General features: G+C 69.8%; 15 protein-coding genes. 7 read left to right on the forward strand and 8 right to left on the reverse strand.

All coding sequences use genetic code 11. The annotated features are described in order from the left end of the window. Nucleotides 1-21: 21 nt before the first annotated feature. On the reverse strand, nt 22-2,640 hold the full coding sequence (locus ACFV2S_RS07590; protein WP_385555167.1) for a DUF262 domain-containing protein: 2,619 nt from the start codon (nt 2,638-2,640) through the stop codon (nt 22-24). A gap of 521 nt (nt 2,641-3,161) precedes the next feature. On the opposite strand from ACFV2S_RS07590, the gene ACFV2S_RS07595 reads away from it, so the two are divergent. Then, complete coding sequence (locus ACFV2S_RS07595; RefSeq protein WP_385555169.1) at nt 3,162-3,500, forward strand: hypothetical protein; 339 nt, start codon at nt 3,162-3,164, stop codon at nt 3,498-3,500. Nucleotides 3,501-3,544: 44 nt separating this feature from the next. On the opposite strand, the gene ACFV2S_RS07600 is transcribed toward ACFV2S_RS07595, so the two are convergent. The 4 genes from ACFV2S_RS07600 to ACFV2S_RS07615 are packed head-to-tail and all read right to left on the reverse strand — an operon-like array spanning nt 3,545 to nt 11,764. After that, nucleotides 3,545-4,804 carry a TIGR02679 family protein gene (locus ACFV2S_RS07600; RefSeq protein ID WP_385555171.1) on the reverse strand — a complete coding sequence of 420 codons (1,260 nt, stop codon included), beginning with the start codon at nt 4,802-4,804 and terminating at the stop codon, nt 3,545-3,547. After that, complete coding sequence (locus tag ACFV2S_RS07605) at nt 4,795-8,910, reverse strand: TIGR02680 family protein (RefSeq protein ID WP_385555173.1); 4,116 nt, start codon at nt 8,908-8,910, stop codon at nt 4,795-4,797. The genes ACFV2S_RS07600 and ACFV2S_RS07605 overlap by 10 nt, the downstream gene beginning before the upstream one ends. Beyond that, nucleotides 8,907-10,139 (reverse strand): TIGR02678 family protein, encoded by a 1,233-nt coding sequence (locus tag ACFV2S_RS07610; RefSeq protein WP_385555175.1) that lies wholly within the window; start codon nt 10,137-10,139, stop codon nt 8,907-8,909. Before ACFV2S_RS07610 ends, ACFV2S_RS07605 begins: the two co-directional genes overlap by 4 nt. Continuing rightward, complete coding sequence (locus ACFV2S_RS07615; RefSeq protein ID WP_385555177.1) at nt 10,136-11,764, reverse strand: TIGR02677 family protein; 1,629 nt, start codon at nt 11,762-11,764, stop codon at nt 10,136-10,138. The genes ACFV2S_RS07610 and ACFV2S_RS07615 overlap by 4 nt, the downstream gene beginning before the upstream one ends. Before the next feature lie 261 nt (nt 11,765-12,025). Here ACFV2S_RS07615 and ACFV2S_RS07620 point away from each other — a divergent pair, with 261 nt between their 5' ends. The 3 genes from ACFV2S_RS07620 (at nt 12,026) to ACFV2S_RS07630 (ending at nt 21,336) form a co-directional block, all read left to right on the forward strand. Continuing rightward, a complete protein-coding gene (locus ACFV2S_RS07620; protein ID WP_382863157.1) occupies nt 12,026-13,228 on the forward strand; it encodes a protein kinase in 1,203 nt (400 codons plus the stop codon). A 121-nt stretch (nt 13,229-13,349) separates the two neighbouring features. Then, complete coding sequence (locus tag ACFV2S_RS07625) at nt 13,350-16,244, forward strand: DEAD/DEAH box helicase (protein ID WP_385555179.1); 2,895 nt, start codon at nt 13,350-13,352, stop codon at nt 16,242-16,244. A 10-nt stretch (nt 16,245-16,254) separates the two neighbouring features. Beyond that, nucleotides 16,255-21,336 carry a class I SAM-dependent DNA methyltransferase gene (locus ACFV2S_RS07630; RefSeq protein WP_385555181.1) on the forward strand — a complete coding sequence of 1,694 codons (5,082 nt, stop codon included), beginning with the start codon at nt 16,255-16,257 and terminating at the stop codon, nt 21,334-21,336. A gap of 49 nt (nt 21,337-21,385) precedes the next feature. On the opposite strand, the gene ACFV2S_RS07635 is transcribed toward ACFV2S_RS07630, so the two are convergent. Then, nucleotides 21,386-21,589, reverse strand: a complete 204-nt coding sequence (locus ACFV2S_RS07635) for a DUF397 domain-containing protein (protein WP_385555183.1) — start codon at nt 21,587-21,589, stop codon at nt 21,386-21,388. After that, entirely contained in the window at nt 21,586-22,425 is an 840-nt protein-coding gene (locus ACFV2S_RS07640) for a helix-turn-helix domain-containing protein (RefSeq protein ID WP_385555184.1), read from the reverse strand. The genes ACFV2S_RS07635 and ACFV2S_RS07640 overlap by 4 nt, the downstream gene beginning before the upstream one ends. Before the next feature lie 213 nt (nt 22,426-22,638). Between ACFV2S_RS07640 and ACFV2S_RS07645 the strand changes: the two genes are divergently transcribed. Next, on the forward strand, nt 22,639-23,061 hold the full coding sequence (locus ACFV2S_RS07645) for an ATP-binding protein (RefSeq protein ID WP_385555186.1): 423 nt from the start codon (nt 22,639-22,641) through the stop codon (nt 23,059-23,061). 155 nt (nt 23,062-23,216) lie between these two features. On the opposite strand, the gene ACFV2S_RS07650 is transcribed toward ACFV2S_RS07645, so the two are convergent. Beyond that, nucleotides 23,217-23,804, reverse strand: coding sequence for a hypothetical protein (locus tag ACFV2S_RS07650; RefSeq protein WP_385555187.1), 588 nt, complete (start codon nt 23,802-23,804; stop codon nt 23,217-23,219). A gap of 342 nt (nt 23,805-24,146) precedes the next feature. Between ACFV2S_RS07650 and ACFV2S_RS07655 the strand changes: the two genes are divergently transcribed. Together ACFV2S_RS07655 and ACFV2S_RS07660 are read left to right on the forward strand one after the other, a co-directional pair. Continuing rightward, entirely contained in the window at nt 24,147-24,587 is a 441-nt protein-coding gene (locus ACFV2S_RS07655) for a hypothetical protein (RefSeq protein WP_385555189.1), read from the forward strand. A 50-nt stretch (nt 24,588-24,637) separates the two neighbouring features. Then, nucleotides 24,638-26,083: a hypothetical protein gene (locus tag ACFV2S_RS07660; protein ID WP_385555190.1), complete on the forward strand. Its 1,446-nt coding sequence runs from the start codon at nt 24,638-24,640 to the stop codon at nt 26,081-26,083. Nucleotides 26,084-26,205: the final 122 nt, after the last annotated feature.

A 26,205-nucleotide genomic window follows, 5' to 3' on the forward strand; every position in this document is an offset into this window, starting at 1 on the left:
GTCCGGCCGTGCCGGGAGGGTTCACGCGGCGCCCTCGGGAGCGTCGTCCGCGGGCCGGCGGGCCTCAGCGAGCGCGACCGCGCGGACGAACCACTCCAGGACGCCGCGCAGCTCCTCGCCGTGGTCGGCGAAGACCTCCAGCGGGAACGAGGGACGCAGGTCCAGCTTGGCCTCCGCGAGCACGATGCCGTCCACACCGTTCAGCCGCGCCATCAGCTCGCGCCGCAGCACCTCGTCGTCGAAGGGCGGCCGGCGCTTCAGGTGCTGGAAGACCACCTCGGCGGTGCCCGTCACCGGGTACAGGGCGAGGGGCCAGATCGTTCGGGCGCGAGCACCCCCGAGGGACAGCATCGGGAAGCAGCTGGTCTCGCTCTTCTTCCCGTGTTCGAGGAACCCGCCCAGCTCCTCCCAGAACCGCAGGCTCGCGAGGACGCCGTCCACCGTGCCGGGCGTCTGGTTGTCGCGCAACAGCGTCTCGAAGCGCGCCGCCGCCGTCTCCGCGGCGCCGGTCCCGCCGGGCTCTCCGGCTCCCTCGACGGTCCGAACCGGGGCCTCGTCCTCGAAGTCGTCCCGGCCGGCCAGAGCGGCTAGGTCCGCCGCCGTGAGCCGATGGGCCCGGCGAGCGCGACCCCACTCGTCGAAGGGAACGCCCTCGGACTCCAGGACGCTCTTCGGACCGGGCCTGTCCTCCTGCCCCTCGGGCCAGCGGAAACCGGGCGAGATCTTGCCGTCGGCCATCAGCACGCGATAGGCCCCGTGCAGCGCGGGTCGTGTGCTGATGTGGTTGCCGACCGCGACCGCGTGGGTGCCGATGAGAGCGGCGAGGTCGCCGTACGTCGTCCACGTACCCGCGGGCATGTTCAGCAGCGCCTGTCGGAGCTCTCCCCAGCCGGCCCACTCGGCGTCGGCGTGGACCACCCCGTCGATGGGTCCGGGCCACAGCTCCACGGCACGGTCGCCCAACTCCTCGGCGCGGGCGACGATCTCCGCCCTCCCCCAGCGCTCCTGGGCCGCGATGTGCTGGTTCATGCGCAGGGCGCTGGAGTCGAGGATCTGCTGCTTGCGGTGGAAGGGGTGGTTGGAGAGGCGGGTGTTGTCACCGGAGAGCGTGAGGTTGCCGAGGGTGTGCACCAGCTGGGTGTGCAGCTCCTCCGGGCTCTCGGTCTCTCCGGCCTCCTCCGCGAGGAGGTCGAACCACTGCTGGGCGGGGTGCTGCGGCAGCACGTGCTCCACGGTGAGCTTCGCCTTGCCGTAGTCGACGGGCTCACTGGCGGCGTGGCTCTCCTCGAACCGGCGCAGGATCTCGAAGCGCTGGTGCGAGCGGCCCGACTTGTAGAAGGGACGACTGCGGATCGACTGCCGCGTGACCGCGTCGGAGGGCCAGATCCGCGTCCCCGTCTTGGCCGACAGTGCGCGGCGCACCGCCTCCGCGAGCGAGCGCCCGTTCTCCAGCTCCTTCTCCACCTCCTTGGGCAGTTCCATGAAGGTGCGGTTGTTGCCGGTGGTGGAGTTGCCGGCGAACAGACGACGCACCATGTAGCTCTCGGCGTACGCGAGGGCGGCCGCCGCCTCCTTGGGGTCGCACTCCCCCTCGTCGAGCAGGTCCAGCAGCTGGAGTGCCAGGGGGTAGTGGGTCTGGCCGCCCCAGCGGGCGAGCCGCTCCAGGACCTCGCGCAGACCGGGGTCGCTCTCCCGCGACGGCTCGACGATCCGCATGAGGCGGCCGGCCCGCACGTACAGCCGTGAGACCTCCGCCTCCAGCGCGTCCTCGTCGGTGCTGATGGGTTCGAGGCGCCTCTTCTGGTCCCGGTAGATCTCGCTCTGCTTGGCCCGGTTGTCACCGTCGACGACCAGGTCGAGCCAGACGAGCAGTTCCAGCAGGGCCGGTCCGAGCAGCTCCTGCATCGGCAGCCACAGCGTGCGGTAGACGGCCTCGCCGCGCTTGGGAAGGCACATGAACAGGTAGTTGCGCAGGAGATCGCTCTGGCTGAGGCCGACACCCGTGTTGTTGATGGACTCGAAGATCCGGTAGACGTTGTCGCCCTCGGCGGCGGTGATCGACACGATGGAGAGGAAGTTCCTGAGTACGGACTCGACAGCGCCGGTCCATGCCTCGCCGCCACGCTCCTCACCCTCGGTCAGAGCGGCCACGAAGAAGCGGTACGCGCCACCGATGTTGCCCGCGCCGCCGGCGGTGGGGAGCGACTCCACGCAGGCGACGAACGCCTCGCGGTCCGCCTGCGTCGGAAGGAGACGGTAGTGGTCGTTCCCGTCCTGGTAGCCGTTGACCAGGAGGAGATCGTGGATGCGGGCGGCGTTCTTGTCCCGTCCTCCCGCGCGATGGTGGTCCCGCAGGGCGGTGAAGGCGAGCATCAGCGTGGTCAGACGCTGCTGGCCGTCCACGACGAGCCACCGCTGCATGCCTCCCGCCGCGACCCGCTCCGGCGCGAGCACCACCGACCCGAGGAAGTGAGCCGCCGGCTCCCTGCCCTCCAGCTTGTCCTCGACGAGCTCCAGCACGTCGTCCCACAACTGCCGCAGCTCATCACGCTGCCAGGTGTAGGTGCGCTGATACAGCGGAACCTGGAACTGCGTCTCGCCGTGCACCAGTTTGCTGAACGTCGTCTCCTGCGCGTGCACGCAGATCCCCTCCCCGACTCTTGCCTGTCGGGCCGCCATTGTGCCGTACCTGGGTGCGGTGATCGGCGGAATCGACGATCGTAGGACCGGGAACGCACCGAGGTGGCATGCACCGATCTGCTCGATCTGCCCCCCGCAGTTGACCTCGGGCGGTTGCCTACCTGGGCCCGAGGACTGTCCCCCGCAGAACGTCGACCGGGAACTGGCCACGGACGGCCTGGAGGACGGCGTCCGACCGGAAGGAGAAGGAGGATCCCACGGCCCCGACGTTGTGGTCCCGTGGCATCAGTCGCAGGGCCACACTGCCCTGCGTAGCCGACCCTGCCATGCCGGGTGAAGCGTAGCCGTGCATCGCCACGATGTTCGGGGGACGCCGCCAGGCGGTCAGCACGGCGGGACGCGTCGGGAAGCAACCTGCAACCGCCCTTGCATCCTGTGAGCGGCACGATGCCCCCCGGGCGGCCGTCGTCACCTGTAGGGTCGTCGACCACGCTCGCCCTGAGCCGTCCGAAAGGTGCCGCATGACCAAGCCCGCCACCGTGGACCTGACGAAGGCAGCCCCCGCAGTCTCCCTGGCCAAGCATGGCGTGACCTCGGGGCTGATCAAGGTCAACCTGAACTGGACCTCACCGCAGACCGCCGCCCAGCGAGCGGCCGGCGAGGCCCGCGGCCTGTTCGGTCGACTCAGGGCGTCACTACGGTCGGCCGCCGCCAGGACCGTGGATCCGGAAGTAACGCTCCCCCCGGGCACACCCGGTACGCGACCGGGTAAACGGCCGCGCGCCTACCCGGTGATCGCCTCGGCAGCCGTGTTCGCCAAGGTGATGCACCCCCAGGTCGATATTGCCGCGACATGCTGACGCTCTCTCCCAACTGCCCTTGCCCAGAAGGGCGGTCACGAGCCTCACGTGAGATCGGACAACAGCAGCTCCAGTTCCCTCTCCTCCTCGACACGAACACCCAGTTCGGCGATGGCCGCAGCGAGTGCGGGCTCCCAGGGGGTCTCCGTCGGGGTGCTGACGAGCGGGGACAGCGGAGGTGAGGCGCTGCGGAGCACGGCGGCACGGTAGTCCGCGGCCGTGTAGCGCCAGGGCCGCCACGGGACGCGGCGGCGAAGGACGCCGGCGATCCTGAGCCCGCCCCAGTCGAAGTCCCCGTGGTAGTACAGGGTTGCTCCGTGGTCGTGCAGCCCCCGGAGCAGTGTGAGGGCGGCGGCGGAAGGCTGGCCCTGGAGGCAGACCAGGGGCGGGGAGGCAGGACCAAGCGTGTCGGCCGCCGCCGCGAGGACGGTCGGGTTCTCGCAGATCCGCACCACGGGAGCGGCGACGGCCGGAGGCCTGCGGGTGAGCTGGCGAAGGGTGAGCACGCAGGGTTCGCCGTCTTCGGCCAGGCGGTCCAGGGCTGGGGTGCCGCGCAGGTTCAAAGTCAGGACGGTCGAGGACAGCTCGTCCCGCAACAGTCCCACCGAGGCCCAGGCCTCGCGTCGCCATTCGGCGCCCTGGCCGTCGTGGAAACCGGTCAGTGCACGAGCCCCGGACAGGGTGAGGGTGGCCAGCGGTGTGCCGTCGTCAAGGGCGTGAGCCCCGCCGAGGACCCGGGCGGCGAAGGCGGGTAGCGAGACGACCGGGACGGCGGGGAGTGCGCGCAGGGCGGTGGACACCCCGGTGAGCAGATCGAACGTGACGTCTGGAGTGCGCCCCAGGCGCCGCGCCAGGCCGTCGGCGCGTATCCGGGCCACCCACTCCGCAAGCGCGGGGACCGTAGCGACGAGCTCGTCGAGCGGCGTGTGCGCCCGCTTCCAGGCGTCCTCCTCCTCTTGGCGGGCTTGGACGAGCGAGGTGACAGGCCCGGTGAGCGCCGCGACCGCGGCGGCGAGGCCATGGGGGCTTGCGCCCGAACGGCGCAGTACGGCGTCGACCGCTTCCAGCCGTACGGTCAGCGACTTGCCTCCACAAGGGGCCCGGGCAAGAAGTCGTTCGGCCGCCGCCCGCTGGGCCGGAGTGGGATCGGCCAGGGACACGGAACCGGTCAGGGGCTGCCCGGCCACAAGTCGTCGGCGCGCTCGTTCGACGAGCCAGGAGAGGTCCGGTGTGCCGAGCAGCCTGGCGAGCCGCGGGCTGTCGACTGCTGCGGTGCCGGGCTCGGGCCCGTGGGTCAGCTCCACAGTGGCTCGGGCTCCTCTACGCCGGGCGCGTCCTGGAGCGCGTGCCGTACGGGGTCCTCGCGGCGCTGCCGTCGCGTGCCGTCCCATTCCCAGCGGGTGACGAGGACCGCCGCCACCTCGTCGATCCGGGACAGTTGGGCGATGGCGATGCCGGGCACCTGCGGGTAGCAGGCCCATTCCCGTTCGCTGGTCATGACCACATCGAGGTCGAAGGCGCTCAGCAGGCCGAGGCACTTGGCGCGGGAATCGTCGTCCACGCCGGCGAACGCCTCGTCGAGGGTGACCAGGCGGGGCGCGTGCGGGCTGCCCGCGCTGGCGTAGTGCGAGGAGGCTGCGGCGAACAGCGGTACGGACACGGCGAGGACGCGTTCTCCGCCGGAGGCGGGGCCGGTGGCCGGAACCCAGCGCCCGTGCTGGTGACGTTCGACGCCGAATTCGTGCCAGGAGCGGTAGTCGAGCGCGGCGGTGAGGTGTTCGAGCCAGCTGCCCGAACCGTCGTCGGACTGCTGGCGGGCGATCTGGGCCTGGAGGAACTCGCCCACCGCCGCGCGGTCCTCCGACGTCCAGGCGTCCGCGGACTGGCGCAGCCTCTCGCGGGCTTGGGCGAGTCCGGACGGGGCCTTGCGCGAGGCCCGCCACACCAGCCGGAGTCTCATGCCGGTGGAGGTGGGACGGTCCTCCAGTTCGGTGTTCATGTCCCGCACCTGTCGTTCGGCGGCACCGATGAGTTCCTGAAGGGTGCCGGCGACCTCGTTGATCAGGTGGGTTTCGAGGATCTCGCGTTCGTGCGCGGACAGGATGCGCGTGAGCTCGCCGACCTCCGTGGCGAGCGCGTCGGCGAGTTCGGGTACGGCACGCTCGCGCCTCTGGTAGACGATGTCGACGACCACGCCGTCCTCGACCATGCGGGCGGACGCGCTGTGCCCGTGCCGGGACAGGGTGTCCTGCAGGGTCTTGAGTTCCTCGCTGAGTCGACGCTGGACGCGTTCCCAGGCGGCATCCGTGTCGTCGACGGACGACAGGCCGGAGTCGATGGCGCGGGCGAACGCGATGGCCGGGGTCGCAGCCCAGGTCCCGTCGTCCGAGGCGGGGACGGTGACCTCGGGCAGCGCGACCGCGACCAGGCCGGTGGCCGTGAAGCGCTGGAGCGCGGCGATGGCCTCCGCACGTGCGTCGACGGCGTCGTCGAGGTCCTTCTCCAGTTGCTCGATCCGCCCCTCGGCCCGGCTCGCCTCCCGGTCCGCCTGGGCGTGACGCTGTCGGGCGTTCTTCTGGTCGGCCTCACAGATCCGCTGTGCCTCGGCGGTCTCGGCGAGGCGCCGTTGGAGTTCGGCGACAGCGGCGCCGACGGTGGAGCGCAGGGTCCGGTGCCGCTCGTCGGCCGCCGCCGCCTCGCGCGCCGCCTCTTCGGCCCGCTGGGCGAGGTCGACGACCCGCTGCTCCGCCTCGGCCGCCTCGGCACGCTCGTCGTCCACCTGCCGTGCGGCCTCCCGTTGTTCGCGCAGCGCGGGCCAGAGAGCCGCCAGCGCGGTGGCGAGGGAGCCGAGGGCGTGACGCACGGCGGTGAGCCCGGCCCGGTCGGCGGGCAGCTCCAGATCAGCGGCGGCCTCGGCGAGTTCGATGGCGGCCCGCTCGGCGTGCTCTGCCGCCTTGGTGACCTCGGTAGCACGCCCTTCATACCGGACACGGGCCTTGCGTACGGTCTCGGCGGCGGCGCTCACGAGCGCGTGTGCCCTGGTGAGCGACGACTCGTCGGGGACGTCGGCGAGCTCGGCGTCGAGCGTGCGCCGACGTGCCGCGATCACCTCGGACCGAGCCGTGAGGTTCTCCGACTCCTCGCGCAGGGAGGCGAGTTCGATGCCGAGCGCGGCGACACGGGCTCGGCGCGCCGCCTCGCGGGCGCCCTCGCCGATGTATGTGGCGGCGGGCTTGGCCCACGTACCGGTGAGTGCACCGACCCGAAAGCGCCCGTCGGGTGCCACCCATGTCGTGGCTCCTCCCCCGCCGTCGAGGCCGATGGCGGCAAGAAGTCGGGTCACCGTCGTCTCGTCCAGGACAGCGGCCTGTCCATCGCCGTCGTCCACGGCCGGGCACAGCATGTCTGCCAGCGAGGGGCCGCTCACCGGTCCGTTCGACGGGGAGAGCAGGACGTCGTGTCCGTCCACAGCGAGGGCGGAGCCGTCGGGCAGCACCCAGGCGTCGAGGAGGCCAGAGACTTCGAGCGCCGCTTCGAGCCCGGCACGGTCCGCTTCGGATAGTTCGTCACGGAAGTCGACCAGGCGCCAGAGCGGCGCGCCCGGCAGTGTTTCGCGCAGGCCGGGGGTACGCGCCGCCGGGGGCCGGGGCTTGCGCCCGGTGCCGGCTTCCAACGCGGCGAGCTCGCGACGGGCCTCGGCGGTGCGCTCTGCCAGCTCCGTGGTCTCGCGGGCGGCTTCGGCCGCCTGGTCGGCGAGGTCCGCCGAGCGGGCGGTGTGCGCCCGGGTGGCACGGGCCCGTGCCGGGTAGGGGCCGTCGAGGTGACGGGTCCACTCCTGGAGTTCGTCCAGGAGGCCCGTCTCGTCAGAGTAGGCCAGCTCCTTCCAGGCGCGGGCGCGCTCGCGTACGTCGTCCAGGAGGGCCCGGCCCGCCCGCGCCGCGTTCTCCTCCGCCTCGCCGTGCGTCTCGGCTGCCAGCGCGAGGTCGGTCTCCGCCTCGTCGAGACGGCCCGATGCCCCACGGTGCGCGGCGGCGGCCTGCTCGGACGCTTCGAGGCGGCCCTCGATGTGGTCGAGCGCCCGCTGGGCGCGGTCCGTGGCTTCCTCGACGGCCCGCCGCGATGCGGGCTCGGGCAGCAGGTCGTCCGCCGGTAGGGCGACGTGCCCGGCGGCTGCCTGCTCCCGCGCGTGGGCGTAGGTCTCTTCGGCCCGGCCACGCGCGGCACGCAGCCTGTTGTCGGCGGTGCCGAGCCGCCCGAGCGCCTTGGTGTGCAGGGCGTCCGCCGTCTGCCGGTCCTCCCGTGCCCGGTCCGCCGCCTGCCCGGTTCGCGTCACGGCCTGGGCGGCGTGCTCCAGCTCTCGGGCGTCGCGCATCTCGGGCGCCTCGCGCAGCGCTGTCTCCTGGGCCCCCAGACGTTCCCCGGTCTCGGCCAGGGAACTGATCTCCTCTTCGGCCGCCGCTCGCTTCTCCTCGGCGCGGGTTCGGCGCTCCTGGTCCTCGGCCAGATCTCGCTGCACGCGCTCGTAGCGGGAGTGCTCGGTGCGCGGAAGCCGGGCACGACGCCGGGTGGCGATCCGGGCGTACCGCCTGTAGTGCTCCAGGAAGGCGGAGGCGGCCCGCTCGGCGGCGGACGCGGCCGCCAGCTCGTCCTTCTCCTCGTCCAAGGAGCGGAACGCCTCGGCCACGTCGGCGATGACGGCCTGGTCCACGGGCGGCAACGCCTCGGTGAGCGCGCGGGAGAGAGCGGCTTCGTTGGGCCGCTTGGAGAGCTGGGGCTGGCGCAACTGGATGAGCAGGTCGACGAGGGCGGCGTACCGCTGCTCGCCGAGGCCGAAGAGTGCTTCGTCGACCGCCCTGCGGTACGCCTTGGCCTGGTCGTACACCATGCCGTGCCCGGCAACGGCCTCGGCGAGGCGGTCTCGGGACAGGGCCGTGCCGGTGGCGTCGAGGAGTCGGAAGGTCTCCTCCGTCCGTTCGACGGAGGAGTGGTCGACGCGCTGGCGGGTGACGGCGTACCAGTGTCGTGCGATGCCCCGCCCGCTGACGGCCTTGAGCCCGCACAGCAGTGTACGGAAGTGCTGCTCACCGGTCGTGTCGTCGAGCCTGCCGAACTCGACCCAGGTGTAGCCGAGCCGTTCGGAATGGGGGTGCTCGCCGCCGAGGAGCAGGTTCCACTCCATCCGCTTGCCGGGGTCGCCGTCGGGTTCGACACGACGCGGGCTGAGGTCACCGTCGAGCAGGAACGGCAGGGTCAGGGCGAGCACCTTGGATTTGCCGGTGCCGTTGTTGCCGCGCAGCAGCAGGCGCCCGTCCCGGAAGTGGAACTCGTCCACGTCGTAGTGGAACAGGTCGACGAGCCCGACGCGCAGAGGCTGCCAGCGGGTGCGTCGCGGGGTGGGGAGGCGGGTCACGGGGCGGCCTTTCGCGGCGGAGGCACGGGGGCGGAGCCGGGTTCGCGTATGACGGTCTCGCCGACCGAGTACCGGGCGAGCGCGGGTCGCACCACGACCGCGTACGGAGTACGGGAGACCAGGCCGAGCGCGGTGAGCCGGGCGACGGCCTGTTCGACGAGCTCGGTCTCCATGCCTGGCTCCCGGGCTGACTTCGACCAGAATCCGCCGTGCTGGGAGGCGAGTTCACGGGTTCGGAGGGCAAGCTCGTCGAGTTCGACGGGGCCGCCGGCGGCGGCCAGGTGCTCGGCGAGAAGCAGGGTGACGTGGCCGTAGGTGCCCTGTTCGGGCATGCGGAGGTCGGTGAGGTCGTCTTCGGGGTCGACCATGGCGATCCCCTCGGCGCGCACCTCGGCGACCAGTCCGGTCAGCTCGGTGATCCGGGCGGTGAGGAAGCCGCGCTGGCGGGTGAGGTAGCCGAGTTCGGCGTCGCTCAGGTCGTCGTAGTAGAGCACCGGGTCGTCGAGGAGCCTGCGGGTGAGCGAGCGACGCATCGCACGGAAGCGCAGCTCGTCGCTGTCCAGGGCGGTTTCGGCGACGAGTTCGGCGAGCCGGTCGTCGAAGGCTTCGGCGTGGACGGTGGAGGGGCCGCGGCGGGAGGCCAGGAGCCCGGCGAGGACCCGGCGTTCGACGTCGTACAGGACGTCGCCCGCCCCGCTGACGTAAGCCTCTTCCTCACCCGCGACCCGCCGCAGCACGCCGAGGTCGAGCAGCAGCCGCACGACGACGGCGAGGTCGAGGCGCTCGTCGCGGCGCTCCAGGGCGAACTCGATCCCCGTCGCGGCGAGTCGGGGATCGGCGGCGTCGAGGACGATCTGGTCGGCGAGGCGCCCGAGGGCGATCTGGGCCTCGCCGCGTTCGAGGGCGGCGAGCGCGAGACAGAGCAGGACGTAGCGGCGGCGGGTGAAGGGGGCGGCACCGCGGGTCGTGTCCCGCACGGGGTGTGTGGGGTCGGTGAGGACACCGGGATTCTTGCGCAGACGGGCGGCTTCGGTGTCCACCTGGAGTGCCCAGCCGGTGTTGCGGTCGAACCACTCCCGTAGTTCCGATGCGTGCCGGCGGGCCAGGCGGAACTCGTCGGCGTACCGGCCGCGCGCGAGCAGAAGCGGCTGCTTGAGCAGGGCGCGGGCCGCCTTGCGCAGCTCGGCGGCGTGCTGGCCGTCCAGCACCTCGGCGAGTGGTGTGGTCATCGTCCGGGTTCTCCGCCCGCCAGACCGTCTCCGCCCGTCAGACCGTCTCCGTCCATCAGACCGTCTCCGTCCATCAAGTCGACGATCTCGATGAGGTGGTCCGGGCCGCTGAAGACTCCGCCAGGGGTACGAACCTCGGCGGTCGTGCCGTCGGCGAGTGCGGTGAGTCTGATCTCCATGGAGCCGTCGTTGCTGGTGGCCGTGGTGTGCCGCATGCCGGGCCGCCACGTGGCCAGGGCGTCCCCGAGCAGCTGGAGGAACAGTCCGAAGGAGGCGGGGTCGAGCTCTCCGAGACCGGACAGGCGCGTGACGCCATGGGTGACGAGCCGGGCGCGGGCGGCGGCCGTTTCGGCGGCCTGCTTGGCGGCGGTCTCGGCGAGCGAGCGCCGCCGCTCCTCCCGGTCCTCGACCTTGCGGGGCTTGCCACGCCGCTCGTAGCTGCCGGTGCGGCGCAGCTGTGGGCTGATGCGCAGCGGCTCAGCCTCGGCCCACGGGGTGGCGGCCGGGACGGGCCGCGCCGCGCGGGCGGCGAGGGTGTCGGCGTCGATGGTGAGGTGCCGGGCCGGATAGAGGCCGAAGGCGGCCCGCCACAGCCGGTGCCGGGCGTCGTCGTCAGGCGCCTCGGCGAACCAGCGCGCGAGCGTGCGGAAGTCGGCCGACCGGTCGGAGCGGCCGGCCCGGCGCTCGTTCAGCGCTCGTACGACGGCCAAGAGCTGGGGAATGGCGCCGAGCGCCCGACTGCGCAGGAGCCTGGCCTGCGACTCGCGCCCGTCCCTGCTGATGAACCACGCGCCGAGCCCTGACCAGCGGGCTGCCCACCGCTCGTACACCTCCCGCTCCGCGTTCTCGGCCTCCTCCGGCGAGGCGTCGGCGGCCTCCCGCCGGGCGGCTGCCCGAAGCAAGGGCTCCACCCTTCCGTCCTCTTCCAGCTCCAGGATCAGCCGCGCGATCCGCCCGCCCAGCGTGATCAGATCCTGGATGAACCGCTCCAGGTACTGGATGAGCCGGTCCTTGTACGCGAGGAAGGCCTCCTCCTCGACGTCGTGCAGGTCGACGGTCCGCTGGAGCGATCCCATGAAGACCCGGGCGTTGTCGGCGAGCGCGGCGAATCGGCTGGCCAGCGTGTCGAGCGTCAAATGCGTCTTGGCCGGATCCGGCTCCGCCTCGGCAGCAAGGACGAGAAGGACGCGAAGCTGGGTGACGATGTCGTGCAGAGCCACGGCCTGGAGGGCGCCGCGACGCCCGAGCGCCTCGTCATAGGCGGACAGCGCCTCCTCGGCGGCCTCTCCCTCCCGCGTGAGCTGGTAGATGAATCGCTTCCGATAGAAGTCTTCGACCGCGGTCACACGGGCGGTGTCGGGGTCCGCCCGCAGATTGCCCCAGCCGACGAGCTTGTCGAGCGCACCGGCGACGGCATCCGGCTCGACGGGCCGGATGTCCGCCGGCAGTGCGGTGTGCACGTCCTCTGGCCGCAGATGGACCGCAAACCGTTCTTTGGCCGTCAGGAACACCCGCATCACGTGGCGATAGAGCGGGGTGTTCGGCACGGTGAGGTGAGCGAAGGGGCCGAAGCCCGACGGCTCGGGAAGCGGGCCGGTGGAGGCGCTGGGGGCGGTGACGGTCATCGCCCGTCATTGTCCCCGGGGTGCGGCGACCGCGGAGAGAGACCGAAGTACCTGGCCGATTCACGCCGCCCTGACCAGCTCGGGAGGGCAGGCGAAGCCTGAGCCCGCGGGAACTGTTCTCGATCACCATTGGCTGTATCCGGCCAGGGCATGGGCGGTCTGACCCGAACCCGACCGTATGTCGGACACCGCCGATACCCTTGGCCCGTACGTACGCGACCATCGCACAACCTTCGGTGGATCTTCGAGGTGGAGACCAGAGTGAACGCAACGCCGCTGAGCCCGGACGATCCGGCCGAGCTGGGCGGGTTCACGCTGCTGGGACGGATCGGCCACGGCGGCATGGGCCAGGTCTACCTCGGCGAGTCCGCCGCCGGTGAGGCCGTCGCGGTGAAGGTGATCAAACCCACGGTCGTCGATTCGGAGACCCGTCAGCGGTTCGCCCAGGAGATCGAGGTCCTCAAGACGATCTGGGGACCGCGCGTCGCCGCGTTCGTGAAGGCCGACACGGAGTCGGAGCAGCCGTGGCTCGCGACCGAGTACGTGGAGGGCCCCGACCTGCGGCGGCTCCTCGACACCCGGGGTGTCCTGTCCCCGCTGGCAGCCGCCTCGCTCGGCGCGACCCTCGCCGAGGCGCTGGCCGGAGTCCACAGCCAAGGGCTGCTGCACCGGGACCTCAAGCCGGCGAACATCCTGCTCGGCCCCAACGGTCCCAAGATCATCGACTTCGGCCTCGCCGTCTTCGCCGAGTCCAGCGCCTCCCTCACCGCGCCGAACATGGTGATGGGCACCCCCGCCTGCATGTCCCCGGAGCAGGCGAACGGAGAGAAGCCGCTGACGGCACCGGTGGACGTGTACGCGCTCGGGGCGGTTCTGCTCTTCATGACGACAGGCCACTATCCGTACCAGGCCGATCACGTACAGGTGCTCTTCAGTCACATCGTCAACCCCGACAAGGCCCCCGACCTGTCGGGAGCCCCCGAGGAACTGGTCGGTCTCCTGTCGTCCATGCTCCGGTACGCACAACACGACCGTCCGACGATGGACGAGGTGGTCGCCCGGTGCGTGGCGATCATCAAGGCGCACGGGGCGACGGTGGCCCAGGCCCGACGACAGCTGGCCTCCCTCACCACGGCCGCGTACGAATCGCCGCAGCCCTCCCCCGTACCGACTCCCGCGTCGACGCCCGCAGACGCCGTGACCTTCACCGACGCGCCGACGCTCCCGACCCCGGACCCCGTGACCGTGGCACCGACCGTCCCGCTGCCGCAGCAGTCCGCCGTCCCTGCCCATCCTCCGGGTTACACCCCGACGGTCGCGACCACCACCCCGGACGCCGAGCCCGCAGCCGAAACTCCGGCGCAACCCACGGCCACGCCTCTTGCCGCTCCTCGACGTTCCGCCGCCGCGCTCCGGATCGCGGCCCAGTTGCGGGAGACATACGCGTCGACGGCGCCGTTCTGATCGGGCCGGCAGGCAGCAGGGCGCCGGGGCGGCCTGGACAAAGGTGACCATCGTCTCTTGTCCGGGGCCGTGGCCCGCACGAAGATCTACACAGTTCAGCAGCTATCAGGAGGTACCGCGGGTGACCGCCCAGCAGTCCAGTCGGCAGTCCGGTCGGCAGCCCGCCCCGGGTACCGGTACGAGTCTCCCGCCCGGCGCCCAGATCGTCGTGCGCGATGAGGAGTGGCTGGTCAAGAACGTCACCCGGACCGATCATGACGGCGACCGCATCGAGGCCGTCGGGATCTCCGAGTTCGTCCGCGATCAGGAGGCCGTCTTCTTCACCGGCCTGGAGCGCACCCGCGACGGCGCGCCCGGCATCGAGCTGATGGACCCCGCCAAGACCACCCTGATCAGCGACGACTCCCCGAACTTCCGCCGCAGTCGGCTCTTCCTCGAAGCGATCCTCCGCAAGACCCCGCTGCCCCAGTCCGAGCGCGGCCTGGCCCTCGCCGACAGCTTCCTGCTCGACTCGCTCCCCTACCAGCAGCGCCCCGCACAGCTCGCGCTCTCGGGCCGGAACCTGCGCCCCCGCATGCTGATCGCGGACGTCGTCGGCCTCGGCAAGACCCTGGAGATCGGGCTCACCCTCGCGGAGCTGATCCGCCGCGGCCGCGGCGAGCGGATCCTCGTCGTGACCCCGCAGCACGTTCTGGAGCAGTTCCAGCACGAGCTGTGGACACGGTTCGCGATCCCGCTGATCCGCCTCGACTCCGCGGGCATCGAGCGGATCCAGCGGGAGATCCCCGCGGGCCGCAACCCCTTCACGTTCTTCAAGCGCGTGATCGTCTCGATCGACACCCTCAAGAACACCGACCAGTACAAGCACCACCTGGAGCACATCCGGTGGGACGCCGTCGTCATCGACGAGTCGCACAACCTGATCAACCGCGGCTCGCTGCGCAACCAGCTCGCGCAGCTCCTCGCCCCGCAGACCGACGCCCTCATCCTCGCCAGCGCCACCCCGCACAACGGCAACGCCCGCTCGTTCGCCGAGCTGATCGCACTGCTCGACCCGGCGGCGATCCGCGACCCGGAGCGATACTCGGCCGAGGACATCAAGCACCTGTTCATCCGCCGCACCAAGGTCAGCGCCGAGGTACGGGAGAAGATGTCCGGCCAGTGGGCCGACCGGGGCCCTTCCGAGTCGGTGCACTGCCCGGCGACCCCGGCCGAGGAGAAGATCTTCGAGGAGCTGGCCCAGGTCTGGCTGCCCACCGAGAGCCGCTCGGTGAGCGAGGTCCCGCTCTTCCCGTACACCCTGCTCAAGTCCTTCCTCTCCTCGCACGCCGCCCTGAGCTCGACGGTCGACACCCGGATCAAGACGCTGGAGAAGAAGAACGACCCGGACGCGACGGGCGCCGAACTGACCGCCCTCCAGCGCCTGCGGGAGCTGACGGACGGTCTGACCGCCCAGGACTCGGCCAAGTTCACCGCTCTCGTCGAACAGTTGAAGGCGATCGGGGTCGGACCGCGCAGCGAGACCCGCGTCGTGGTCTTCTCCGAGCGCGTCCAGACCCTGGAGTGGTTGCGGTCCGCCGTACCGGCCGCGCTCGGTTTCAAGGGCAAGGCCCTGGAGGAAGCGGCCCGTGTGATGCACGGCGGCCTCTCCGACGAGCAGCAGATGCAGTGCGTCGAGGACTTCGGCCTCGCCGACGCACCCGTACGCATCCTCTTCACCGGCGACGTGGCCTCCGAGGGCGTCAACCTCCACCGGCAGTGCCACCAGCTCATCCACTACGACGTTCCGTGGTCGCTGATCCGCATCGAGCAGCGCAACGGCCGTATCGACCGTTACGGCCAGGTCCACAAGCCGCAGTTCCGCGCCCTGATCCTGACCAGCGAGGTGGACGGCGCGAAGGACGACCGCACGGTTGCCGAGCGTCTCCTCGAACGGGAGGACGAGGCACACCGCTCGCTCGGAACGGCAGAGGCGGTCTCCGGCCTGTACCGCGCGGAGGCCGAGGAGAAGTCACTCATCCAGGACCTCCTCAAGGGCCGCACGGTCGACGAGTCCCTCCAGCACACCGCCGAGGAGGCGGGCGGGGCGGACGACTTCCTCGCCGACTTCTTCGCCCAGGTCGACGACGTGTCCGACGAGCCCTCCGCCGAGACTCCCGCATCGGACGGTTCATCGGCCGCCCCGCCGAAGGCCCACGTGCCCCGCCTCTTCACGACCACCCGCGAGTTCGTCGACGAGGCCGTACGGGAGGTCTTCCCGGACGCCCAGCAGTCCCTCGGGATGGACCGCGACCCCGAGAACGGCCTGATCTCCTTCAAGCCCCCGGTCGACCTGGTGCACCGCCTGAAGGCGCTGCCGCCCGACTACCGCCGCGAGCAGCGTCTGAGCGAACGCCTCCTCGTCACTCTCAACCGCAAGCTGGCCGACCGCGCCCTCGTACGGGCCCGCGAGTCGGGCACCTCCAGCTGGCCGGAGATCTCCCTGCTCACCGACCTCCACCCGGTGGTGGAGTGGCTAACCGACAAGGTCCTCGTCAAGCTGGGCCGCCAGGAGGCCCCGGTCATCACGGCCGACGTCGAGGCCCCCGTGTATCTCGTGCAGGGCATCTACTCCAACGCCCTGGGCCGCCCGACGGTCGTCAAATGGATGGCGGTCACGGGCGAGGACGTCACGGACGACATGGTGGGGATACTCCGCGAGGCCGGCATCGGACCGACGATGGCCAACCCGTTGCGCCCCCACGACGTGGACGGCCTGCGGGCCGGTATCCCGGCCGCCCTGGAGGCCGCCGAGGCCTTCCTCTCGCGCCACAGCTCGGAGTGGGACAAGGCCCTCCTCTCCCCGATCGAGGAATACCGGCACCGCCTCGGTCAGTGGGAACAATCCACCCTCGCGGGCGAGGAGACCAAGGACGACCTCTCCCGCCTCGCCGACTCCCTCCTGACGACGGGCCGCCCGATGCTGCGCGTGCTGGCCGTCCTCGACTCCGCCCACGGCTCCGCCGCGCCCGCCTAGGAGAATCCCCATGACGTACGACTCCCTGGTCAACCGCGGTGACTACTTCTCCGCGCACTACCTGGCCGAGGTCTTCCCGAAGGACCTCAAGTCCGTGCTGCTCGCGGCCTGGAAGACCCGCGAGGAGGAGGCCAAGTCCGCGGACTCCGCGGATCAGGAACCCGACCCGGAGGCCCTCCCGGTCACCCCTCGTCTGGGTCTGCGCGCCCTGCGCCGCCCGTACTTCCGTACCCGCGCCTTCTTCGCGGAGGCGGCGGTCGCACACGACGACGCGACGACGTACGACGCACCCGAGTGGCGCGAGCGCGCGACCTCCCTCAACGCCTCCGTCCTCCGTGCCCTCGGCTACGACGCCAAGCCCCAGACCCTCACGGTGTCGCGAGCGGACCACACGTACGAGATCCCGGTCGCGCACGCCGAACCGGGCCTGGTAGCTGTCGACTGCGGCTGGGCGGCCGAACCCGACGCGGCCCTGGACCCGGACGGCCCCGGCCGCCTCCTCACCCGTGTACAGCTGGACGCGTCCTCGTCGCTCCGCACGGGCTCCAAGCTCGCCTCGTTCCTCTTCGCGAGTGAGGACGCGCCCCGGTACGTGCTGCTGCTCGCCGGCGGCGTGATCGTCCTCGCGGACCGGGCGGCCTGGGGTGAGGGCCGCTACCTCGCTGCCTCGCTCGACACTGCCCTGGACCGCAACAACACCAAGGACGGCCAGGAGATCGACACCCTGGCGGCCCTCTTCGGCGCGGACTCGCTGCGTACGCCAGAGGAGGGTGGCGAGAACCCGCTCGCCGGACTCGTCGACAAGTCCACGAAGCACGCCGTCGGCGTCTCGTCCGAACTCCGCGACGGCCTCCGCGAATCCGTGGAACTCATCGCGAACGAGGTCCTGGAACGGATCACCAGCCATGACGGAGTCCGCCTGGAGGACGTGAAGGAACTCCCCGAACTCTCCAGGCAGCTCACCCGCGAGTCGCTCCGCTACCTGTACCGCATCCTCTTCCTCCTGTACGCGGAGGCCCGCCCCGAGCTGGGCATCCTGCCGTCCGACTACCCCGAGTACCACCAGGGGTACGGCCTCGGCCGCCTCGGCGAACTCGTCGCGGAGCGCGACCTGGTGGGCGAGAAGGCCCGCGAGGGTGTGTACCTGTACGAGTCCCTTGACCTGCTCTTCAGCAAGGTCCAGGAGGGCTACCGGCCGCGCCGCACGCACGGGGTGGCGGAGAAGGAGTCTGAAGACATCGGTCTCCGCTTCGAGCCTCTCCATTCGAAGCTCTTCGAGCCGGAGTCGATCCGCCTGATCGGCGCGGAGTCGGTCAAGGACCCCCGCCACGACGACGACTCGGACGAGGGCCCGCGCTACCTGGACACCCGACTCCGCAACGCGACCCTGTACAAGGTCCTGCGGAAGCTGATGCTCACCCGGGGCAGGAAGGGCGAGCGCGGCGGCTTCATCTCGTACGCGCAGCTCGGCATCAACCAGCTCGGCGCGGTGTACGAGGGGCTGATGTCGTACGCGGGCTCCATCGCCGGCGAGGAACTGTACGAGGTCGCGAAGAACGGCGACCCCAAGGACGGCTCCTGGCTGATCCCCTCCTCCAAGGCCGACGAGTACGCCGATTCCGTCTTCGTCCGCCGTCGCGACGAGGAGACGGGTGCCGACGTCCGGGTCCGGTACCGCCCGGGCTCGTTCGTCTACCGCCTCTCGGGCCGCGACCGCCAGACCTCGGCGTCGTACTACACGCCGGAATCCCTGACGAAGGTCACCGTCCAGCTGGCTTTGCAGCACCGCCTGGACCAGGACGACACGGTCACGGAAGCCCGGGAACTCCTGGACTGGAAGATCTGCGAGCCGGCCCTCGGCTCGGGCGCGTTCCTCAACGAGGCCATCAACCAGGTCGCGACCGAGTATCTGCGCCGTCGCCAGGACGAGACCGGCCAGGCGATCGACACCGAGCAGTACCCGGTGGAACTCCAGAAGGCCAAGGCGTACATCGCGCTGCACAACTCGTACGGCGTGGACCTCAACTCGACGGCCGTGGAGCTGGCCGAGGTCTCACTGTGGCTGAACACGATGCACCCGGGCATGGAGGCGCCGTGGTTCGGCCTCCACCTGCGGCGGGGCAACTCGCTGATCGGCGGTCGGCGAGAGATCTACGGCGCGGACCGCCTGAAGAAGGGCGGCTGGCTGGGCGCCACGCCGGAACGCTTCCCTCTTACGGATGCGGGGGCGGGCCTTCCGAACGGCTCGGTCCACCACTTCCTGCTCCCGGCGAAGGAGTGGGGTGCAGTCGCCGCCGAGAAGGAGGCGAAGGCGCTGGCCCCGGAGGAGGCGAAGGCGCTGGGTGCCTGGCGCAAGGCGATCACGAAGTCGCCGAGCGCGAAGCAGACGGCCCGGCTTCAGGGGCTTGCGCGTCGGGCGGAGTACCTGTGGCAGCTGGTAGTGCGTCGTTTGGAGATCTCCGAGCGGGACATCAGCCGCAGGATCGACGTCTGGGGCGCGGAGCCGGAGTGGCTGCGGCAGCCGGTGGAGGCGGTCCAGCGTGAGGAGGTCCTGGCGGACCTTGAGGCGGTGGACACCCCGTACTGGCGGCTGAAGACGCTGATGGACGCGTGGTGCGCGCTGTGGTTCTGGCCGGTCCAGGAGGCGTCGCTGCTGGATGGGACGAATCCTCGTTATCGGCAGGCGGCGGAGCTGGCGGAGCAGTCGGCTGCGTATGAGGTGGCCGTTTCGGGGGTGGAGGAGGACGAGGACGCTGGCGTCCTGATGTCCTGGGAAGTAGAGGGCCTGCCCGGTTTCGGCACGGAGGTCAAGCAGCGCTCTCTGACGCAGGAGGACGTGGCGAAGCGGCGAATGGGCCGCCGCAAGGAGGCTGTCGCCGAGCAGCGCCGCACGGTGATCCCGCTGGCGAACCTGGACGACTGGCTGGACTTCGCGGAGTCGCTGCTGGGCACGCAGGATGTGCCGTCGGAGTCGCTGATCGCGGAGTTCGAGTCGCTTACAGAGCTGACACCGTATGAGGACGCGCTGCCAGACTTGATGGGCATGGATCGGTCCTACTGGCTGGAGTCCCGCTTCCCCTGGGCGGCTCACTCGAAGGACATCGCCACTCAACAGGGCTTCTTCCACTGGGAGCTGGAGTATGCCCAAGTCTTCGAGCGGGGCGGATACGACTTGCAGGTGGGTAACCCACCGTGGGTGAGGCCGGACTGGCAAGAAGATGGAGTTCTAGCGGAGATCGACCCCTGGTTCAAGCTCGCTGAAAAGCCAAGCGCGGCAGAGTGGCGACTAAGAAAAGAAGATGCGCTCGCCGGTAAATACAGCCGAGCGTCGTTCGTACTGGGCGAGCTAGCCACGATCACGGGCTTGGTGGCCATGATGGGAAGCCCAGCCACCTATCCACTCCTCGCAGGAACACGTGGCGATCTTTACCGAGCATTCCTGGTGCAGGTTTTGCGCCACCTAGGCCACGCTGGGCGAGGCGGCCTCATTCACCCGGACACACATTTTGGAGGCATTCACGAAGGAGCCATTCGTGAAGCAGCATACCGACACCTGCGAGTACACGCCCATTTCATGAACTCCGCAAATTGGGCATTCGAGGATCTCGGGCGAACCCAAGAATTCGGCGTACACATCTACGGACCCGAAGGACAACCAGAATTCCTCCATCTCAGCGAATTGCGTAGCGCTGAGACCCTGCCAGCCTCCCTGTCCCATAACGGCCACGGGGCGCTCCCCGGGATCAAGCACAACGGTGCTTGGGACATTCGCCCCCACCTCAGTCGCGTCGTACACGTCGACGTCGCACGGCTTGCGGCGTGGAAGAGACTTACCGATTTCGACGGCTCCCTACTTCAGACCCCGCTGCTGTATCCAGTTCTGGGGAGCGAAGAGGCCGCGATCGACGCTATTGCTGCTCACACTCCACGCCTTTCCTCCTTCGACCCAATGATCACAATCGGCTTCCTCGAAACCACAGCCAAGCAAGACGGGTTGATTCGCTGGAATAGCCAAGGCGTGCACGATCTATCTGATGTGATCATTCAAGGCCCTCACATCTCCGTGGCCCATCCCTTCGCGAAGGAACCTAGGATTCCCTGCAAGAGTCATCGCGACTGGAATCCAATCGCAGCGCACCAGATGACGGCAGACCGCACTCCAGCAACCAACTACAACATCGCCACCGATCGAGAAACCTACCTGACGGCGCAGAGCTCCTGGTGCGGCAAGCCTTCTTCGTCGTACTTCCGACTGGCATGGCGCGCCATGATTCCGTTCATTACAGAGCGCAGCCTTTTCGCTGCCCTGATCCCACCGGGCCCATCTCACGTTCACACAGTGCAGAGCATGGCCATGGCCGATAATCGCCTCACGGCCCTCAATGCTGGATTCTGGGCGGCGCTCCCCCTCGACTACCTCTTGCGCATCACAGGCCGATCTCATCTCCAGGTGGCCGAGGCCCGCAAGATGCCTGCCCCTGACCCTCGGCACCCTCTGGCCCCCGCTCTGCTCCTGCGCACGCTCCGTCTCAACGCCCTCACGAACCACTACGCCCCCCTATGGGAAGAGTTGTACGACCCTCGCTGGGCGGGCTACGAGGACTGGGCGAATCCAGACTGGCCCGGGTTGACGCCTCTTACTGTCAGCCTCAAGCCTCTTTGGGACTACAGCACGGCCCTCCGAACCGAACACGAACGGCGTGCTGCACTCGTTGAGCTCGACGCGCTTGTATCAGTCTGGCTTGGCATCACTGCTGACCAGCTCGCCGCCATTTACAGGACGCGTTTCCCGATCCTGCACGATTACGAGGCACAGGCCTACTTCGACGCCAACGGCCGTAAGATCGCCGCCAACTACAACACCTACGGCCACGGCCAAACCAAGCAGGACTGGCTGGATCTCGAAGCCCACCTCGCCGACCCCGACGGCACCCCGCCCCCGGCCGGCTACGTCGCGCCCTTCTACAAAGCCGACCGCGAAGCCGAGATGCGGGCTGCGCACGCGCACTTCCAAGCGCGGCTGGACGCGGAGATCGCCGCCGGCCGGTGGACGCCGCCGGCGCGCAAGGCGGCCAGGGAGGACGGGACGTGACACACGGGTGCCCCGGACCCTCGAAGGGGCCGGGGCACCCGGCGCCGTTCTACCGGCTTGCGAAGCCGACGAACGCCGCCCAGGCGGAGGCGCCGACCACGAACGCCGGGCGGCTCGTGTCCTTGGAGTCGCGGACGTGGACGCTGCTCGGGCTGTCGGCCACCTCGACGCACTGGCCGCCGTCCCCGGCGCTGTAGCTGCTCTTGAACCAGGCGAGCGTGTCGTTCTCGCGCCTGGGCTGCTTCGCGTTCATTGGTCTCCCAGCAACTTCTCGATCAGGGCCTGCGAATCCCACGGTGTGAGGGCCTGAGCACGCAGGCTGCCATACGTGGCCTCCAGCTCACGGACCTTGCTCCGCTCGGTGTACAGACGGCTGTCACTCTGCACTTCCACGTAGGCAATCCTGCGTCCGTCCCTCATCTCCATCAAGGTGAAAGGCCCTGCGAGGCCGGCGTGTTCCCCTCGGTCGAGCGGCATGACCTGGATCTCGATGTTGCGCGACTGACCGATCAAGAGAATGTGCTCCAACTGCCCGCACCAGGAATCCTGTCCCCCAAGGCGCTTGTGTAGCGCAGCCTCCTCGATCACGAAGCTCACGTGAGGGTGCGGGCGTCTGGCAAAGATCTCCTGCCGGGCCAGTCGGGCCACGATCCGCTCCGCGATGATCGACTCGTCGACAAGCGGCCTCCACATTCCGAACACCGCCCTGGCGTACTCCTCCGTCTGCAGAAGACCGTTGACCACGTGCGTGTCGTACACATGGAGTTCAACTGCCTCGGCCTCCAGCTTGGCCGCATCGCGGAAGAACGCCGGATACTGCGCCCGGGCGACCTCCTCCTTCATCTCCTTCAGGACCTCACCTGCATCCAGCACCTCATCGACCTGGTCGATGAAGCGCGGTGGCGGCACCCGCCGTCCCTGTTCGTACGCGGCGATGGTCGACGCCGAGTAGCCGAGCCTCGCCCCCAACTCGGTCCGCTCCACCCCGGCCCGTACCCGGAACCGTTTTAGCTGGCGGCCGAAGACGCGCAGGATGCCCGTCGCGCCCTGCTCGGCCTCGTACCCGGCTTCCACTTCACGCTCGTCCATGATCCGCGCCTCCCGCACCCAACGCCCCGGCCGTCCCGCCAGTCACGCCCCGTACCGCCGACACCCTCCGCACCGACGCGTACAGCCCGTACCCGTCCGCACGTCACTCCTGGTCAACGTTACTCACGCAACGCCACCGTTGGCCGCATGGAATCCACAACTCACCCCACCCAACCCGCGCACGAATTCAAAGCCCCCGCGCGGGAGTTCGACATGCGTTTCACATCCACCCCACGCGGCGCGCGGCTCGCTCGGCGTCTCGTCTCGCACCGCCTCCACGAATGGGGCCACCCGTACAACACGACCGCCAACGACACCGCCACCCTCCTCGCCGCCGAGCTCACCGCGAACGCCGTAGGCCATGGCCACGTCCCCGGCCGGGACTTCCGTCTCCGCCTCACCGTCGACACGCCCGCCGATGCCGACACCGGCCCCACGAGCATCCGCATCGAGGTCACCGACACCCGCACCGAGCGGATGCCCGCCCTCACCACGCCCACCCCCGACGCCGACGCCGAAGCCGGCCGCGGCCTGCTCCTCGTGGCTGCCCTCGCCACGCACTGGGGCACCACGCCCCGCGTCGCCGCCCCCGGCAAGACCGTCTGGGCGGAGTTCAGCGCTCACGCCGGCGTGTGATTCCTCCGCCGCGGAGGAACTGATCCGCACCGAGCATGCCGCCCGGATGGCTGAGTACCGTGACGGACCCCGCCCGGTCCTGTCCGGTCGTCGGCGGCGAGTGCCGTCCCTCACGGGAGACACCTCGAGTCGCTGACGACCGTGAGCACCAGCCGTCACACCCCCTTGGCGCCGCCCTTCTCCAGATTCGCCAACACCTGCTCGGCCACCTTGTGTGCCTGAGCGTTGAGGTCCGGTTCGGACACCACGTGAGGCGGCGAGTACCTCTCGACGAAAAGGAACTGACCGGCGCCGATGTCCACCGTGAGCGAAGCCCGCCAGTCGTCGCCGTACATGACCTGGCGGGCCGCACCACGTCCCTTCACGGTGATCGGCACGGCCTTCGTGGGGCTGGGGTCCGTGCCGTCGGCGGTCTCCAGCAGGGCATCCTCGTTCTTGAAGACGGAGACCACGTAGCCGGCCGGGTTGTTCTCGTCCGGAGTCATGGAGAAGTAGCAGCTGAACTCGCCCTTACCGGACATCGGCTTCGCGTCCCACACGCCGATGGCCTTCTGCTGCGCCTCTGTGAGGCTGGCTTCGCAGACGGAGTTCTCGGTCACTCCGCTGGTGTTGATCGGCGCCACGGCCACGTGTTGCCCGGAGTCCGCCTTCGCGGACGCGGCTGGCTGCTGATCGGACGCGGCACACGCCGACGCCAGAACGGCCAGCGGCACCAGAGGCCACATTCGCAACTGCGGACGCACTGCTTCTCCTTGGGGGATCGAAGGACCACGCCGTGGGCGCGACGGCGTTGATCACCCTAGCCAGGCGCCACCCGACGCCGGGGCCGACCGCTCAGTTCCGGACCCGGCGACCACTCAGGGTGGCCGGATCCGGTCTCCAGGCCCGTACCTGGCCATCCGCTCCAGACCCGGCGACCGCTCCCCGTGCGAGCAAGAGCCGCTCGCCCGCTCCCGCGCATATTGAGGAATGCACACCCGCCGGAGCACAATTCAGCCACTCCAACCCCCTCTGACCCGATCTCACTTTCTGTACGCGGCCCCCGTTCCGTAAGTTATTTGAGGGACCATCAACGGGGGAGAAGCATGGCTTGGGACGAATGGGAGCAGATCAAGGCGGGCGCGGCAGCCGGGCCGTCCGCGCCAATGCGGCTGAACCAGCTCGCTCCGGCGGCGGGCGGTGGCGGTGCCGGCAAGCCGGACCTGGCCTCCAGCCCAGCGGCCAAGAAGGCGGCCGCGAAGGCGATCGACGACGACCTGGAGCCGGGGGTCACGAGGGACGGCAAGCACGCGGCCGAGACCACGAATGCTGCGGTCAGGGCGTTCGGGGCGAAGGACGGCCACGGCTGGGACACCTCCGGTGCGCTGAAGAGAGCTCACGAGACGTGGGCGAAGCAGGTCAAGATGCTGCTCGGGCGCCTGTCCTCGGAGAAGCAGGCCCTCAGCGCGACCGGCATCAGCATGCAGAACAACGAACTCGACATCGCCGCGCGACTGGCCCGCCAGTCGCGGATCCAGGGCGTCTGACGGGCCGGCAGACCGGTCTCAGGGGAGTCATGCCGACCTATCACGAAGCCATGAGCACCGACCTGTCCACGCTGACCGCCGCCGCGGGCACGTGGGAGGAGATGGCCGCCAAGTTCAAGACGCTCGAGGACCGGTACGAGAAGGACGTCCACGGCGTCTCGCTCGGCGAGTCCTGGATCGGGCTGAGTGCGAACGCCGCAAACGCCAGGTTCACCGTCACGCTCAAGGAACTCCAAGGAGCGCAGAAGGAGGCGAAGGCGGTCGCACGCATCCTGCGTGACGCGCACACCCAGCTCGCCGACCTCCGCAACCGTCTCAAGGCGATCCGTGACGAGGCGGTCAAGGCGGGCATGCGCGTCTCCGACCAGGGCACGGTCGCCTTCGACACGGAACGGCTCACCCAGACCGAGCGCACTGCCTACGTCCACGACCCCGACTTCCAGCAGACCGCCCGTACCCAGGCGAACGAGTGGGCCGAAAAGCTCGTCCAGGCGGTCAAGGCGGTCACCGACGCCGACGACGGCATCCGCCTCGCCCTCGACGCCGCCGTCCTCGACTCCGACCCCATGGACGGCACCTTCAACGGCTTCAACCGGAACCCCCAGGTCAGCCCATACCCCTCCCTGGAGGAGGCCGGCAAAGCCGCCAACATGCCCAAGGACCGCAAGGACGTCCCGGCCTGGTGGCAGAGCCTCGACCCGGTCACCCGCGGCATCCTGCTGAAGGAGAAGGGCGACGAACTCCGAGCGGCCGGCATCATGGACCCGCGGTACCAGTGGCGCTCCCCCGACCCCGGATCCGGCCAGTTCAAAGGGGAAGAGCCCACCCCTGAGGACCTGTGGTTCCACGCCCGTGCCCTGGGTTTGGCGACGGTGGGCGACGCCGCCGGAGAGACCGGAGCCTCCCGCAACATGCTGCACTACCTGCGAGGCACCGGCGAAACGCTCGACCTCGACGTGGACCGGATACTGGCCGACGACCCCGGATTCCGGTCGGAGATCGAGAACGATCACGTCGCCGACAACCAAGACGCCTGGCGCCGACGGGCACTGGATGAATTCCACAAGGCCGGAGGTGCCGAGACCGTGGTCATCCCGGTTGAGAGCAGGACCAAGCACACGACCCTGGGGAGCGACGAGTGGTTCCACGCGGTGGGATCCAACGCACACAACGTCTCCGGGTTCGTCACCGTCACCCCGGATAGTCACGGCGGCGCGCCCAAGGTCTCACTCGACTACCAGGTCAACGTCTGGGACCGATACAACTGGGACCACGGCAAGTCCACACCCTTCCTCGGCGGCCTCATCAACATCTCAGACGACGACATGGGCCGACTGCACAAGGTGGGCTTCGGCCAGGAATTCGACATGACGGGCGGCAGCTCCGCCCACCACCACGATCTCGACAGCACCACACCCCCGACCATCACTCCAGAGGACCAAGGGCGCGAAGGCACCCGGGGCGACGTGTCCCGAGGCGAGGAGAAGAACCGATGAAGCCCTGCCCTACCGCGAGAGTCCTCCTTCTGGTCCCGGCGGCCACTCTCGCCGCAGGGCTGACACTTGGCGGCTGTACGTCCGCGTCCTCGGACCACGTGACGCGCACAGCTCCCTCCCCC

It is taken from the genome of Streptomyces sp. NPDC059695, from assembly GCF_042733785.1.
Lineage (GTDB): Bacteria > Actinomycetota > Actinomycetes > Streptomycetales > Streptomycetaceae > Streptomyces.

What these genes read in the sequence shown, in the direction of transcription:
- ACFV2S_RS07640 (WP_385555184.1), bottom strand. Translation starts at nt 22,425, where the DNA reads ATGGACGAGCGTGAAGTGGAAGCCGGGTACGAGGCCGAGCAGGGCGCG.
- ACFV2S_RS07645 (WP_385555186.1), top strand. Translation starts at nt 22,639, where the DNA reads ATGCGTTTCACATCCACCCCACGCGGCGCGCGGCTCGCTCGGCGTCTC.
- ACFV2S_RS07635 (WP_385555183.1), bottom strand. Translation starts at nt 21,589, where the DNA reads ATGAACGCGAAGCAGCCCAGGCGCGAGAACGACACGCTCGCCTGGTTC.
- ACFV2S_RS07630 (WP_385555181.1), top strand. Translation starts at nt 16,255, where the DNA reads ATGACGTACGACTCCCTGGTCAACCGCGGTGACTACTTCTCCGCGCAC.
- ACFV2S_RS07610 (WP_385555175.1), bottom strand. Translation starts at nt 10,139, where the DNA reads ATGACCACACCACTCGCCGAGGTGCTGGACGGCCAGCACGCCGCCGAG.
- ACFV2S_RS07615 (WP_385555177.1), bottom strand. Translation starts at nt 11,764, where the DNA reads ATGACCGTCACCGCCCCCAGCGCCTCCACCGGCCCGCTTCCCGAGCCG.
- ACFV2S_RS07595 (WP_385555169.1), top strand. Translation starts at nt 3,162, where the DNA reads ATGACCAAGCCCGCCACCGTGGACCTGACGAAGGCAGCCCCCGCAGTC.
- ACFV2S_RS07660 (WP_385555190.1), top strand. Translation starts at nt 24,638, where the DNA reads ATGAGCACCGACCTGTCCACGCTGACCGCCGCCGCGGGCACGTGGGAG.
- ACFV2S_RS07655 (WP_385555189.1), top strand. Translation starts at nt 24,147, where the DNA reads ATGGCTTGGGACGAATGGGAGCAGATCAAGGCGGGCGCGGCAGCCGGG.